The 14,197-nt window shown below is 51.1% G+C and carries 12 protein-coding genes; 9 read left to right on the top strand and 3 right to left on the bottom strand.

Going from position 1 to position 14,197, the window contains the following annotated elements; translation table 11 throughout:
* Nucleotides 1–880, bottom strand: an 880-nt coding sequence (locus QZL66_RS05090) for a hypothetical protein (RefSeq protein ID WP_293601870.1), incomplete at its 3' end; no start/stop codon positions are given.
* Nucleotides 881–883: 3 nt separating this feature from the next.
* On the bottom strand, nt 884–1,600 hold the full coding sequence (locus tag QZL66_RS05085) for a LytR/AlgR family response regulator transcription factor (protein ID WP_022410656.1): 717 nt from the start codon (nt 1,598–1,600) through the stop codon (nt 884–886).
* Between the two features lie 269 nt (nt 1,601–1,869).
* Here QZL66_RS05085 and QZL66_RS05080 point away from each other — a divergent pair, with 269 nt between their 5' ends.
* Genes QZL66_RS05080 through QZL66_RS05070 form a run of 3 tightly spaced genes read left to right on the top strand, consistent with a single transcriptional unit; the run spans nt 1,870 to nt 3,225 of the window.
* Nucleotides 1,870–2,754: a hypothetical protein gene (locus tag QZL66_RS05080; RefSeq protein ID WP_022410655.1), complete on the top strand. Its 885-nt coding sequence runs from the start codon at nt 1,870–1,872 to the stop codon at nt 2,752–2,754.
* Nucleotides 2,755–2,769: 15 nt separating this feature from the next.
* Entirely contained in the window at nt 2,770–2,970 is a 201-nt protein-coding gene (locus QZL66_RS05075) for an NINE protein (RefSeq protein WP_022410654.1), read from the top strand.
* Between the two features lie 54 nt (nt 2,971–3,024).
* A complete protein-coding gene (locus tag QZL66_RS05070) occupies nt 3,025–3,225 on the top strand; it encodes an NINE protein (protein WP_022410654.1) in 201 nt (66 codons plus the stop codon).
* Nucleotides 3,226–3,329: 104 nt separating this feature from the next.
* On the opposite strand, the gene QZL66_RS05065 is transcribed toward QZL66_RS05070, so the two are convergent.
* Nucleotides 3,330–4,112, bottom strand: coding sequence for a ZIP family metal transporter (locus tag QZL66_RS05065; protein ID WP_022410653.1), 783 nt, complete (start codon nt 4,110–4,112; stop codon nt 3,330–3,332).
* A 133-nt stretch (nt 4,113–4,245) separates the two neighbouring features.
* Here QZL66_RS05065 and QZL66_RS05060 point away from each other — a divergent pair, with 133 nt between their 5' ends.
* The 6 genes from QZL66_RS05060 (at nt 4,246) to QZL66_RS05035 (ending at nt 14,129) form a co-directional block, all read left to right on the top strand.
* Nucleotides 4,246–4,443, top strand: a complete 198-nt coding sequence (locus QZL66_RS05060; RefSeq protein WP_022410652.1) for a hypothetical protein — start codon at nt 4,246–4,248, stop codon at nt 4,441–4,443.
* A 356-nt stretch (nt 4,444–4,799) separates the two neighbouring features.
* On the top strand, nt 4,800–9,368 hold the full coding sequence (gene gltB / locus QZL66_RS05055; protein ID WP_022410651.1) for a glutamate synthase large subunit: 4,569 nt from the start codon (nt 4,800–4,802) through the stop codon (nt 9,366–9,368).
* 15 nt (nt 9,369–9,383) lie between these two features.
* The gene (locus tag QZL66_RS05050; protein WP_022410650.1) at nt 9,384–10,871 is read left to right on the top strand and encodes a glutamate synthase subunit beta; all 1,488 of its coding nucleotides are present in this window, start codon (nt 9,384–9,386) and stop codon (nt 10,869–10,871) included.
* Between the two features lie 212 nt (nt 10,872–11,083).
* Complete coding sequence (locus QZL66_RS05045; protein WP_022410649.1) at nt 11,084–12,910, top strand: leucine-rich repeat domain-containing protein; 1,827 nt, start codon at nt 11,084–11,086, stop codon at nt 12,908–12,910.
* A 14-nt stretch (nt 12,911–12,924) separates the two neighbouring features.
* Nucleotides 12,925–13,065: a hypothetical protein gene (locus QZL66_RS05040; protein ID WP_022410648.1), complete on the top strand. Its 141-nt coding sequence runs from the start codon at nt 12,925–12,927 to the stop codon at nt 13,063–13,065.
* A 296-nt stretch (nt 13,066–13,361) separates the two neighbouring features.
* Nucleotides 13,362–14,129 (top strand): tRNA threonylcarbamoyladenosine dehydratase, encoded by a 768-nt coding sequence (locus QZL66_RS05035; protein WP_022410647.1) that lies wholly within the window; start codon nt 13,362–13,364, stop codon nt 14,127–14,129.
* Nucleotides 14,130–14,197 lie beyond the last annotated feature (68 nt).

The following is a 14,197-nucleotide window of genomic DNA, read 5'->3' as shown; positions in this document are numbered from 1 at the left end:
ATGCCATGTCATCTGGCGGTGCAGGTGCATTGTTGCGGGGATTGGTGACCACTGCGGTGACTGTCGTCTGCTCTGCAGAGGGGATGGCCGGTGCCGGCTGTGTCAGAATCGGATTGGAGCTGAGGTTGGTGTCGCTGCCGTCACGGTCGCCACGAATCTCCTTGGAAACGGTTACGTTGCCGTCTTCGTAAATTTCGAGAATTTGTGAGGTGCGATCTGCGGTTTGGATGTAGAAGTAGGCGTATTGTCCCACGGGAAGTGCGCTGCGCAGAATGGAAAATCCCTCGTTCATGCAGAGAGCTGTGTTCTCATCGCAGACCGTCCATGAACAGTTTTGGAGCGCCGTGTAATCGCAGGCAGCGGGACTGAAATAGGCGTAGATCTGCGTGGATTCTGCTTCCGCATTTTGCAGGAAATAGACGATGTGCTGATCCGAAATGGTTCTGGCGAGAAATAGTTCAAAATCGTCCGGATCGCTGATGCAAATGGGAAGCTGGATTTGCTCCAGTTCTGGCGAAAGCGTGAATTTGTCTTCCTCCGCAGCATCAATGCGCAGAAAGACCGTGACAAAATAAGTGCCTGCGGTATGAATATCGATGTTGGACCAGTCGATGAGGTAGGCGTCCAGTATAGCTTCTGCGCCATTATCGTTGTAACCTGTCAGATAGGATATACTGTCCGTCATCATGTACTGGACGTTCTCGTATTCTTCCTCATCGTCTACGGCGATCATCTGACCGCTGAAAAATGCATCATATGAAGCAATGTGGTCGATTTCAGTCTTTGCGGGTTCTGCAAATGCTGTTCCGCCGGGGAGCAGGCATAGGCATAGTCCTGCTGCCGTCAGAAGCGAAAGACAGCGCTTTGGAATATTTGTCATAGCTCAATCCTCCATGTGGGAATAGAGATAGGCTCTCCATGTGTCACCGATTTGCTTTTGGTGCCGGATGTTCACGGGAACCTGAATATCATTTGGCAGGTAGAATACATTTTTCCCCATACCCCGTATGTGCTGCATATTCACGAGAATACCACGGATGCAGCGGAGAAACCGTTCGTCCTGTTCCAGTTTTTCCGCCAGCTCCCGAAAAGGGACGGAGAGGTGAATGGTTTCCTCCAGCGTGTAAATGGTCGTGGTGTGGTTCTGTACTTCCAGGTACAGAATCTGTTCTGTGGGAATGGTGCGGGAGACGTTGTTGTGAACGATCTCCAGAAACGGCACATCATATTCCGGCCGAAGCTTTAGAAACTGCATGGCAAGCCTGAATTCCTCAGGGACAATGGGCTTTACCAGATAGTACACCGCATGGACAGCGTAACTCTGCCGGAAGAAGTCGGTGCTGCTGGAGAGAAAGATCAGCTTGGAGTTGCAGCCGCTGTTGAATAACTCCTGCGCCACATCCATGCCGGTTTTTTCTTTCATGTAGATGTCTAAAAATACGACAGAGAAGGTCTTTTGACTGGCAGCGAGAAGAAATTCCTCTGCATTTTCAAATTCCGTGATCTCTGCGGAAAAATGGTTTTGTGTGAGGTAGGGGAGCAGTTGCTTTTTCAATGCCTCCCGATCGTCGGCAGAATCGTCTACGATGGCAAACGTCATAGGGAATGATACCTCCTTGTTCTCTGGAATGCCTTTCTTATAGTATACCACATATTTCTTGAAAAATCGAGTCTTTTTTTGCTTTTCGTGAAAAAAATATGCGCTTTGCGAAAAAAGTATTGCACAGCTGTACGAAAATTGTTATAATAGCAATATCACTTGAAGATTGTGTGACGCCTTATGACGCAATACTTTAAGCAGCCATGACAAGATGCTGCAATTTGGAAGAGCATCCAAAGGCAGCAAAGAATTCAGGAGGAGTTGGAGATATGATGAAAAAAATTCTTGCACTGACCGCTGCGCTGGCAATGCTGACTGCTGTTGCAACCGGATGTGGTTCTGATGAGGAGTCTTCCAAGGAGGCTTCTTCCGCTGCTGCCACGGAGGCAGCGGAGGAGAGCAGTGAAGAAGAGCCGGAAGTGGATGAGGATGACGAAGACGAGAATACCGATGATTCCGCAGACGACGAAACCGCAGCTTATGCAAATGCACTGGCAGGAACACTCTGGTTGGGTATGGACAGCGAATACAACTGCTATGCACTCGGCTTTAACGATGAGGAGATCGTATTTGAGGCAAACGACGGATCATCGGTCAGCGGTTACTGGGGCGTTACTGCCGGCGATCCCACCATCTACATTTTTGAGGATGCAGATCTGACCAATCAGGTCGCTTCTCTGCCGTGGTCTTACGACACTGAGAACGATCTGATGATTCTCAACGATACTGTTATTATGACGCAGGCAGATTCCTACAGCTTTGACGATGCCGCAGCTGCAATGGAACAGATGGCAACTGCTGCGAAGGTACAGGAGTTCCTGCAGGGCACCTATTGGGTTGGTGTAGACGATGACGGCGCTATCGCAATGGGCATGGACGGCAAATCGCTGGAGATGGTCAGCGTGGACACCGAGGGCAATCTGGACGATCTGTCCTGCCTGTGGAGTATGGACTACGATGCACTGACACTGTACGATGACTCCTACGCACCGGTTTACAGCTTCGGCTGGGATATTGCTGAGGACGGCTCTGTTCTGGAACTGACTGATTCGGACGGCAGCACTGTTAGCATGCAGCAGGTTTCCGAAGAGGATGCCACCGACATTATCGCTTATCTGTATGCAAGTCTGAATCTGGATTATACCGAAGAATAAAAGGAGGAATTTAGGATGAAAAGTAAAATGGTTGCACTGCTGCTCTCGATTTTTTTGGGAGAACTGGGAATAGACCGTTTCTATCTGGGATACATCGGACTTGGAATCCTGAAGCTGCTTACCGGAGGCGGTTTGGGCATCTGGTGGCTGGTGGATCTGATTCTGATTGCGACTGGAAAGATGAAGACCAAGGACGGTCAGGAACTGGCAGGCTGATTTGACGATGCCGTTTTCAGCATTAGAACTTGTAAATAAGAGGAGGAATTTAGGATGAAAAGTAAAATGGTTGCACTGCTGCTCTCGATTTTTTTGGGAGAACTGGGAATAGACCGTTTCTATCTGGGATACATCGGACTTGGAATCCTGAAGCTGCTTACCGGAGGCGGTTTGGGCATCTGGTGGCTGGTGGATCTGATTCTGATTGCGACTGGAAAGATGAAGACCAAGGACGGTCAGGAACTGGCAGGCTGATTTGACGATGCTGTTTTCAGCATTAGAACTTTTAAATTGGAATTTGAAAGCGGGCGGAACTCACTGGGTTCTGCCCGCTTTTGTTTTAGCTGCCATTGTGAAAATTATCCCAGCGCTGTGTCCAGCGTCATCATTGCCACGAAGCCCATGGCAAAGGCGATGGTGCCGGTGTTGGAGTGCGCTCCCTCGGACATCTCCGGAATCAGCTCTTCCACTACCACATAGATCATTGCGCCCGCTGCAAAGCTGAGCAGATACGGCATGATGGGGACAAAGAAACCGGATGCAAAAACGGTGAGCATGGCACCGATCGGCTCTACAATGCCGGAGAGAACACCATAGACAAACGCCTTGGAGCGCTTCATGCCGGCAGCACGCAGGGGCATGGAAATGATGGCACCCTCCGGAAAATTCTGGATGGCGATGCCGAGGGAAAGCGCCAGTGCGCCGGCAGCAGTGATCTGGACGTTGCCATAGAGAAATCCGGCGTATACCACGCCCACCGCCATGCCCTCCGGAATGTTGTGCAGCGTTACCGCCAGAATCAGCATGGCGCTCTTGGAGAGCTTCGTATGGATGCCCTCTGCCTCGCTGCTGTTCATGTGCAGATGGGGGATCATGCGGTCTAACAGCAGCAGGAAGAAAATTCCCAGAAGAAATCCGCCGGCAGCCGGAAGAAAGGCAAGCCGTCCCATGGTGTCCTGCGCCTGTTCCAGCGCCGGAATGAGAAGACTCCAGACGGACGCTGCTGTCATCACACCGGCAGCAAATCCGGTCAGGATTCGCTGGACAGTGCGGTTGAGATTTTTCTGTAAGAACAGGACGCAGGCAGCGCCCAAAACCGTTCCCAGAAAGGGAATGAGAATGCCGCGGAATGTGTCGAGCATCGTTGTTTCCTCCTTTATGGTTAGTACAGGCTAACCATAAACCAGTATACACGAATTTCAATGATTTGTCAATCGGAAAATTGTCCGCATGATTTCGCCGATTTGACATACACTATTTTTGAGGTGATACAGAATGCGGTTTTCCAATCTACAGGAGCTTTTACGAAACAGCAGTTCCTCCCGTCAGTACCTGCTCTCCCTGCCCACTGCGGTACAGCTTCAGCTGCACACCCAGAACAGCTGGATCCATACGCAGTATGAACTGCGGCGCAATGCGCATGCGATTCTGAGATTTCAGAAAATAGAGAGGGGAAACAGTGCGTTTTTCTGAGGAATGCGGGAGAGTTTGCCGCAAATACAGTTTCTTCGACTATCTTTTTTTCGGATTTTTATGCCTGCCACTTAAAAAAAGACGGTATTCCCAGCAATGAAAAGAATTTTGACGGAAAATCTTTTTTATAAAAAATAAAATTGCGAATCGGATTATTTTTTTCGGAAAAAATCTGATTTTGCTATTGACAAACCGATGCAGATGGTGTAAAATAAAAAACAAGAAAGCACTCATATAGAGGGCAAACATCGAAAAGCAATGGCGCTTGTGAACGGGATACTTGTATCCTGATTTCACAAGCGCCTTTTTTGGTTCAGGCTCTCGGAGACGGAATCCATCATAAAGGAGAAATGACCATGGATAACTACAGAACACAAGAACCGTTTGCAAAAAACGGTCTGTATGATCCACGTTTTGAACACGAGAACTGCGGCATTGGCGCTGTTGTCAACATGAGCGGTAAGACCGACCGGAAAGTAGTAGACAGCGCACTGCGAATTGTGGAAACGCTGGAACACCGTGCCGGTAAGGATGCAGAGGGAAAGACCGGCGACGGCGTCGGCATCCTGCTGCAAATTTCCCACACTTATTTTTCCAAGGTGGCGAAAGAAGCCGGCATCAAGATCGGCGGAAAGCGGGAATATGGCATCGGCATGTTCTTTTTCCCGCAGACTAAGGAAAAATACGAGGAGGCAATGCAGACCTTCGAGGATGTTCTGAAAGAGGAAAATCTGGAGTTCCTGGGCTGGCGCGAAGTGCCGGTAAATCCGGATGTTCTGGGTACCAAGGCGCTGGACAGCATGCCGCACATTATGCAGGCATTCATCAAAAAGCCGGAGGATTGCGCAAAGGGTCTGGAGTTCGACCGGAAGCTGTACATTGCCAGAATGGTATTTGAAAAGCGTAACCATGAAACCTACGTGGTATCATGTTCCAGCCGTACCATTGTGTACAAGGGCATGTTCCTGGTCAACCAGCTCCGTCTGTTCTACCACGATCTGAACAGTCCGGATTACCATTCGGCAATCGGTATCGTGCACTCCCGTTTCAGTACCAACACCAATCCCAGCTGGCAGCGTTCGCATCCGAACCGCATGATGGTACACAACGGCGAGATCAACACCATCACCGGCAACGTGGATAAGATGCTGAGCCGTGAGAATATCCTGCACTGCGATACGCTGGATGCACGGATGAAAGACATCCTGCCGATGCTGGATGTGCGTGGTTCTGACTCGGCACGTCTGGATAACACGCTGGAATTTATGACCATGTCCGGAATGGATCTGCCGCTGGCAGTGATGATGACCATTCCGGAGCCGTGGCAGCACATTCCCACCATGAGTCGGGAAAAGCGTGCGTTCTATCAGTATTACGCAACTATGATGGAGCCGTGGGACGGCCCGGCCTCCATTATCTTTACCGATGGCGATGTGATGGGTGCTGTGCTGGACAGAAACGGTCTGCGTCCGTCCCGTTACTATGTAACCGATGACGGCTACCTGATCCTGTCCTCTGAGGTCGGCGCACTGGATGACATTCCGGTAGAGCGCATCATCAAGAAAGAGCGTCTGCATCCGGGAAAAATGCTTCTGGTGGATACCGTACAGGGCAAGCTTATCGACGATGAAACCATCAAGAACCATTATGCAAAGCGCCAGCCCTACGGCGAGTGGCTGGATCACAATCTGTTCGAATTGCGGGAACTGAAAATCCCCAACAAGCGTCCGTTCCGGTACAGCGGCAAGGAACTGCTCCGCCTCCAGCGTGCGTTTGGCTATGGCTACGAGTCCCTGTATCATGTTATGGTGCCTATGGCGCTGAACGGCGCAGAGCCGACCTCAGCAATGGGCACAGATACCCCGATTCCTGCAATGTCCAAGAAGAATCCGCCGCTGTTTGATTACTTCAAGCAGATGTTCGCACAGGTCACCAACCCGCCGATCGACTCCATCCGTGAGTCTGTTATCACTGATACCACAGTATATCTGGGCGTTGCCGGCAATATCCTGAAAGAAGAGGAGCGGAACTGCCGTGTCCTGAAGGTCAACAATCCGATTCTGACCAACCTGGATCTGATGAAGATTCGCGGTATGAACATCGAGGGACTGCAAACCGCAGATATCTCCATGCTCTATACCAAGGATGTTTCGCTGCATGATGCCATTGAAGCCTTGTATCATCAGGCAGAAAAGGCACACGCAGACGGCGCCACCATTTTGATTTTGACTGACCGTGGCGTGGATAAGGATCACATTGCAATTCCGTCGCTGCTGGCAGTTGCAGCACTGGAAACCTATCTGGTAAGAACCAGAAAAAACACCGCAATTTCCATCATCGTGGAAACCGCAGAGCCTTGCGAAGTACACCACTTCGCAACCCTCCTTGGTTTCGGTGCAAGCGCAGTCAATCCGTATCTGGCACTGGATACGCTGTATGATATGATCAACCGCGGTCTGGTGGATAAGGACTACTCGCAGGCAAGCAAGGCGTACATCGATGCCGTGGTTTCCGGTATCGTCAAGATCGCCTCCAAGATGGGTATCTCCACCATCCAGTCCTATCAGGGCTCGAAGATTTTCGAGGCGCTGGGCATCAGCGACAGCGTGATGCAGGAGTATTTCCCGGATACCGTCAGCCGTGTTGGCGGTATCGATCTGGACGATATCGCAGCACGCAGTCTGAAAATGCACAACAGTGCATTTGACCCCAACGAACTGGGCATGGACGAGGGGCTGTCCAGCATCGGCTGGCATAAGGAGCGCAGCAATCAGGAAGAGCACCTGTACAATCCGGAGACCATTCACCTTTTGCAGCAGGCAACATGGCGGGATGACTACAATCTGTTCAAGCAGTACTCCGCCTGTGTCAACGCCGAGAATCGGCACATCACCCTCCGGAGCACACTGGACTTCCAGTTCGCCGAGGACGGCGGTATTCCTATTGAAGAGGTCGAAAGCGTGGAGTGCATCATGCGCCGGTTCAAGACGGGCGCAATGTCCTACGGTTCAATTTCGCAGGAGACACACGAGTGCATGGCAATCGCCATGAATCGCATCGGCGGTAAGTCCAACAGCGGTGAGGGCGGTGAAGATCTGGAACGCATTGTCACTGCCGGCAGTGCTGTGGATAAGTGCTCTGCCATCAAGCAGGTGGCTTCCGGACGGTTCGGTGTTACCTCCAAGTATCTGACTTCCGCCAAGGAAATCCAGATCAAGATGGCACAGGGCGCAAAGCCTGGCGAGGGCGGTCATCTTCCGGCAAAGAAAGTGTATCCGTGGATTGCCAAGACCAGACATTCCACACCCGGTGTGGCACTGATTTCTCCGCCGCCGCACCACGATATCTACTCCATTGAGGACTTGGCACAGCTGATCTATGATCTGAAGAATGCCAACAAGAAGTCCCGAATCTCTGTAAAGCTGGTATCGGAGGCTGGTGTCGGAACAATCGCTGCCGGTGTTGCCAAGGCTGGCGCAGGTGTCATCCTGATCTCCGGTTATGACGGCGGTACCGGTGCAGCTCCCGGCAGTTCTATCCACAATGCCGGTCTGCCGTGGGAACTGGGTCTGTCCGAAACCCATCAGACACTGATTCAGAACAACCTGCGTTCTAAGGTTGTCATCGAAACCGATGGTAAAATGATGACAGGTCGTGACGTGGTCATCGCAGCAATGCTGGGTGCAGAGGAGTATGGTTTCGCAACTGCTCCGCTGGTAACCATGGGCTGCGTCATGATGCGTGTCTGCAATCTGGATACCTGTCCGGTTGGCGTTGCCACACAGAATCCGGAGCTGCGCAAGCGGTTCCACGGCAAGCCGGAATACGTCATCAACTTCATGCGCTTTATCGCACAGGAAATGCGGGAGTACATGGCAAAGCTGGGCATCCACACCGTGGATGAACTGGTGGGACGTTCGGATCTTCTGGTACAGAAGCACTATCCGGAGGGAAGCCGTGAGAGCAAGATCGATATGTCCCGGATCCTGAACAATCCGTATGCTTTGCCGGAGAGCCATGAGAAGATGCACTTTGTGCCGGAGGATGTCTTTGACTTCAAGCTGGATCAGACCATTGATGAAACGGTCATCATTCCGGAAATGAAGGAAGCGTTGGCAAAGAAGCAGAAGAAGCGCATTGAGATCAATGTCAGCAACCTGAACCGTGCGCTTGGCACGCTGTTTGGTGCTGAAATCACCAGAAAGTATTACAACAATCTGGAGGACGACACATTCGTTATCAAGTGTAACGGCTCCGGCGGTCAGAGCTTCGGCGCATTCATTCCAAAGGGTCTGACACTGGAACTGGAGGGCGACAGCAACGACTACTTCGGAAAGGGACTGTCCGGCGGTAAGCTGGCAGTATATCCGCCGAAGGGTTCGAAGTTCCAAGAGGACGAAAACATCATTATCGGAAACGTTGCACTGTTTGGCGCAACCAGCGGTAAGGCATTCATCAACGGGGTTGCCGGCGAGCGTTTCTGTGTCCGCAATTCCGGCGCTTCGGTTGTCGTAGAGGGCGTTGGCGAACACGGATGTGAATATATGACTGGCGGATGCGCTGTCATCCTCGGTGAAGTGGGCAAGAATTTTGCCGCAGGTATGAGCGGCGGTATCGCCTATGTTCTGGACAATGAAAATGATCTGTACACCAAGCTGAACAAGGCACTGGTCGGCTTTAGCGGTGTGACCAAGCCGGAGGATCAGAAGCAGCTGCACGATCTGATCGAAGAGCATGTCGCATGGACGGGTTCTCAGCTGGGTAAGAAGATTCTGGCAGACTTTGACGCATATCTTCCGCACTTCAAGAAGATCGTCCCCCACGACTATGCAAAGATGATGGAAACGATTGCAACGCTGCAAAAGGACGGCATGAGTCTGGAAGATGCACAGATCGAGGCATTCTATGCCAATACGAGAAATTGACAGGAGGAACAACTGATGGGAAAATCAACTGGATTTCTCGAATATGAGAGAGTCGAAAATGCAGGGCAGGAACCGCTGGAACGAATCAAGACGTACCGTGAATTCCACACGCCGCTGGCGCTGGAAGAACGGCAGAAGCAGGGCGCGCGCTGCATGGACTGCGGTGTTCCGTTCTGTCAGGCAGGCAAGCCGATCTTTGGCATGGTTTCCGGATGCCCGCTGAATAACCTGTGTCCGGAGTGGAATGACATGGTGTACAAGGGCTTTTGGGATGAGGCAGCAGATCGTCTGCTCCTGACCAACTGCTTTCCGGAATTTACCTCCCGTGTATGTCCGGCGCTTTGCGAAAAGGCGTGCACCTGCGGACTGAACGGCGATCCGGTCACCGTCAAGGAAAATGAGTATGCGATCATTGAACACGCTTTCGAAACCGGACACATCAAGGCGAATCCGCCAAAGACCCGTACCGGAAAACGTGTCGCAATTGTTGGTTCCGGCCCCTCCGGTCTGGCAGCGGCATTGCAGCTCAATAAGCGTGGTCATAGCGTCACCGTGTTTGAGCGGGAAGACCGTGTGGGCGGACTGCTGATGTACGGCATTCCTAATATGAAGCTGGAAAAGACCGTGGTGCAGCGCCGTGTGGATATGATGAAAGCAGAGGGCGTGGAGTTCCGCACCGGTGTGGATGTGGGAAAGGATATTTCCGCAGAGCAGCTGAAGCAGGAGTTTGATGCAGTCATTCTGGCGTGCGGTTCTTCCAATCCCAGAAATATCAATGCAGAGGGTCGGGATGCCGACGGCATCTACTACGCTGTAGATTTCCTGAAAGCAACTACCAAGAGCCTGATTAGTTCCAACCTCTCCGATGGTTACTATATCAGTGCCAAGTACAAGAACGTCATCGTCATCGGCGGCGGTGATACCGGAAACGACTGCGTAGGTACGGCGATCCGCCACGGCTGCAAGTCGGTGATCCAGCTGGAAATGATGCCGAAGCTGCCGGATACACGGGCAGAGAATAACCCGTGGCCGGAGTGGCCCCGTGTCTGCAAGACTGACTACGGTCAGGAGGAGGCAATCGCTGTCTTCGGACACGATCCGAGAATTTATCAGACGACCGTCAAGCGGTTTCTCAAGGATGAAAAGAACCACGTGTGTGCGGTGGAAACCATCAAGCTGCAGTCGGTTCACGATCCCAAGAACGGGCGGATGCGCATGGAGGAAATTGCAGGAAGCGAACAGGTGCTGGACGCAGATCTGGTGCTGATCGCCGCAGGATTCCTTGGTGCACAGTCTTATGTGACCGAAGCATTCGGCGTGGATGTGACACCCCGCACCAATGTGGCAACAGAAGCCGGACACTACCGCACCAATGCAGACCACGTGTTCACCGCTGGCGACATGCACCGTGGTCAGTCGCTGGTTGTCTGGGCGATCCGTGAGGGCAGAGAGACTGCACGGGAAGTGGACGAATATCTGATGGGATATACCAACCTGACTTAATTATTTCAGAACCCGTTTCCATTCGAACCTTGTTTCGGATTGGAAACGGGTTCTTTTTTTGGCATGCAATTCGACTGGATTCGACAAAATTCGACATTTTAAAAACAATCTTTTTTGAAACCGTAAAATTTGCAGTTCTTTGCCAAAGTGAATTGAAATTGCAGATATTATATGATAAAATGAAATAGAAATCAATTGGAGGTGAGAATCTTATGAACGTTCGAAAACGAATCCTTTCTGTGATTGCTGCTGCGGCAATGCTGGGCAGTGCCTGTTTCACCGCTGGCGTACCGCTCGGCACGTTCACAGCACCGGCTGCAATTTCGGCATCGGCGGCGGACAATGGTGTGCTCTCTTGGACGGAATCGGAGAATGGTGTAACAATCAATGGATTTGTAGATGGCGTAACAATGACTTCTCTGGAAATTCCGGATACCTTGGGCGGAAAACCAGTGGTGGCAATTGGTTTAACTGCATTTAGAGAGAAAACCGAATTGGAATCTGTTGTGATTCCAAAAGGTGTTACCATGATTGGCGCTCAGGCGTTTAAGGGCTGTTCCCGCTTAAAACATGTTGAATTGCCAGATGGGTTGGTTCAAATTTTGTCAAGTGCATTTCTGAACTGTGCTTTGTCAGAAATTAAAATTCCTGAAAGTGTGACAGAAATTAAGAGTAGGGCATTTGGATATCAAGAAAGTGATCCGATTTCTGGTTTTATAATATATGGCAAGGCTGGGACAGCTGCTGAAACATATGTTAAAGATGAAAATGCTAGAAATGGAAAGAATAACTTCACCTTCATAGACACCGGCAATTCCAGAGAAAAGGGTACACTTTCCATCAAGGATACCTATCCCACGGTGTACTGTCTGGGAAACGAGATTCCGCTGCCGGATGATACCCAGATCGAAACCACCAATGTTGGCGCAGAGCGCACCTGTACATGGTATCGTGGCAGAAGTACAGACGGAATGAGCGAGCAGATAGAATCGCCGGACGCTGCGGGAGATTACACGCTGCTGGTACAGGTGGCGGAAACCGATGCGTATACCGCTGCGGAAGCGCTGGTTGATGTGCATGTGCAGGAGCATCAGTTTGTGGAAGGGATCTGTCAGGTCTGCGGCGGATATGAGGACGGAATCGGGGCAAGACTTGCCGGAAATTCGCTGAGTCTGAACGGCAACATCGGCGTCAACTTTTACATGGAACTGGATGACGGGGTTCTGGCGGATTCCGGCGCATATCTCCTGTTCACCTACGCCAACGGGACGACGAAAAAGGTGCTGGTTCAGGAGGCACGGGTAGACACGCAGACTGCTGCGGGGAAGACATATTATGTGTTCCCGTGCGAGGTGGCAGCGAAAGAGATGACCGACACAATCTTGGCGCAGATGCATTTGAGCGATGGCAGAACGGGAAAACGCTACGCCTACACCGTAAAGCAATATGCGGACTATCTGCTGGAACATACGGAGGAACAGCCGGCATATGAAAAAGCGGCACCGCTGGTTCGGGCAATGCTGAATTACGGCGCTTATGCCCAGCTGAATTTCCAGCACAGCCTGACCACACTCGCCAATGCTAATTTCTCGGAGAGCGAGAAGTCGGTGGAGCAGGTGACAGCGCAGACACTGGAGGCATATCGGAATCAGACGGTGCAGCAGTCCGATTTCGTGAAGCTGGAGGGCGCAAGTCTTTCCCTTGATTCTCAGACCACGCTGCGCCTGTATTTTTCCTGTCAGGGAGATGCAGCCATTGAGGATCTCCGGTTTTTCTGGGGAGAGCAGGCACTGACACCGCAGAAATGGGGGAACTTTTATTGTGTGGAACTAAGCGATATTGCTGCAAAAAATCTGGGCACAGCATACACGGTTCGGGTGACCTGCGGTGAAGCGTTGCTGGATGTACAGTACAGCGCTATGGCGTATGGCTACCACGTGCTGCAGCGGGATGTTTCCGCCACACGGACGCAGGCGCTAAAGGATACCATCGCAGCAATGTATCTGTATTATCAGGCGGCAAAGGACTATTTTGCATAAGGAGGGGAAATGACATGGACGAAAATGATGAGAAAAAGGAACCGTACGAAACTCCGATGCTTGAGGTAGTTCATTTTTCTGTTGAAGATATCATCACCACAAGCGGAGGAAACGACACACCGTTTGAACCGTGCGACTGGGAAGAAGAATACTAAGAGCTCGTGTTCATAGGCGTCTATCTACGTCTTTTCGGCAAATTTTGTTGCATACTGCGTTAAAAATTCTTGTCATACGAAAGTATGCCTGCAAATTTTTGCCTTGTCTGCAAAAAAATTTGCTCGAAAATCCGCATATATTTCCTACGAACACAAGCTCTAAAACGCATCCCAAACGGACGGAGAGAAATTCTCCGTCCGTTTTCGATTTTTTGCTTGCCAATTCGGGGAAGATGTGCTATAATGGAATAGCATATGATTTCAGTCGGAATTCGAAGGAAGGATCAGATACCACTATGTTGAATGCATTTTCCAGAACAGAATTGATGTTGGGAAAGGAGGCAATGGAGCGTCTTTCTCAGGCACGTGTCGCAATTTTCGGAATCGGCGGTGTGGGCGGATATACCGCAGAGGCACTTTCCCGAAGCGGTGTCGGCGCACTGGATTTGATCGATGATGACAAGGTCTGCCTGACCAATATCAACCGGCAGATCTACGCCACCCGCAAGACCGTGGGACGCTATAAGATCGAGGTGGCGGAAGAACGGATTCACCAGATCAATCCGGATTGTCAGGTGCGTACCCATCAGACGTTCTATATGCCGGAAATCGCCGATCAGTTCGACTTCTCCGCCTATGATTATATCGTGGATGCCATTGATACGGTGACGGCGAAAATCGACCTCATTGTTCAAGCCAATCGGTATCAGGTGCCTATCATGAGCGCCATGGGTGCCGGAAACAAGATGGATCCCACGGCGTTTGAAGTGGATGACATTTACAACACCTCTGTTTGTCCGCTGGCACGTGTCATGCGTTACGAGCTGCGCAAGCGTGGCATTCCCAAGCTGAAAGTGGTGTACTCCAAGGAAAAACCGGTGGAGTCGAAAGAGGATATGGCAGCAAGCTGCCGTTCCAACTGCATCTGTCCGCCGGACACTGCGAGAAAGTGCACCCAGCGCCGGGCGATTCCGGGGAGCAATGCTTTCGTTCCCTCGGTGGCAGGTCTGATTATTGCCGGAGAAGTGGTGAAAGATCTGATCGGCTGGAATCCGAAAAAGTAAGCGTATTTTCCAAAGAAAAAAGACGAATCGCTTTTGCGCAGCGATTCGTCTTTTGTGTGTCGGCTTAG

This window comes from Ruminococcus sp. CAG:330, from assembly GCF_000437175.1.
Taxonomy (GTDB): Bacteria; Bacillota; Clostridia; order Oscillospirales; family Ruminococcaceae; genus Ruminococcus_C.
The sequence above is the reverse complement of the archived record's forward strand: the minus strand, read 5'-3'. Positions and strand labels throughout refer to the sequence as shown.

Coding starts and splice junctions, on each gene's coding strand:
- QZL66_RS05085 (WP_022410656.1), bottom strand. CDS start 1,600: ATGACGTTTGCCATCGTAGACGATTCTGCCGACGATCGGGAGGCATTG.
- QZL66_RS05040 (WP_022410648.1), top strand. CDS start 12,925: ATGGACGAAAATGATGAGAAAAAGGAACCGTACGAAACTCCGATGCTT.
- QZL66_RS05070 (WP_022410654.1), top strand. CDS start 3,025: ATGAAAAGTAAAATGGTTGCACTGCTGCTCTCGATTTTTTTGGGAGAA.
- gltB (WP_022410651.1), top strand. CDS start 4,800: ATGGATAACTACAGAACACAAGAACCGTTTGCAAAAAACGGTCTGTAT.
- QZL66_RS05065 (WP_022410653.1), bottom strand. CDS start 4,112: ATGCTCGACACATTCCGCGGCATTCTCATTCCCTTTCTGGGAACGGTT.
- QZL66_RS05060 (WP_022410652.1), top strand. CDS start 4,246: ATGCGGTTTTCCAATCTACAGGAGCTTTTACGAAACAGCAGTTCCTCC.
- QZL66_RS05045 (WP_022410649.1), top strand. CDS start 11,084: ATGAACGTTCGAAAACGAATCCTTTCTGTGATTGCTGCTGCGGCAATG.
- QZL66_RS05080 (WP_022410655.1), top strand. CDS start 1,870: ATGATGAAAAAAATTCTTGCACTGACCGCTGCGCTGGCAATGCTGACT.
- QZL66_RS05075 (WP_022410654.1), top strand. CDS start 2,770: ATGAAAAGTAAAATGGTTGCACTGCTGCTCTCGATTTTTTTGGGAGAA.
- QZL66_RS05050 (WP_022410650.1), top strand. CDS start 9,384: ATGGGAAAATCAACTGGATTTCTCGAATATGAGAGAGTCGAAAATGCA.
- QZL66_RS05035 (WP_022410647.1), top strand. CDS start 13,362: ATGTTGAATGCATTTTCCAGAACAGAATTGATGTTGGGAAAGGAGGCA.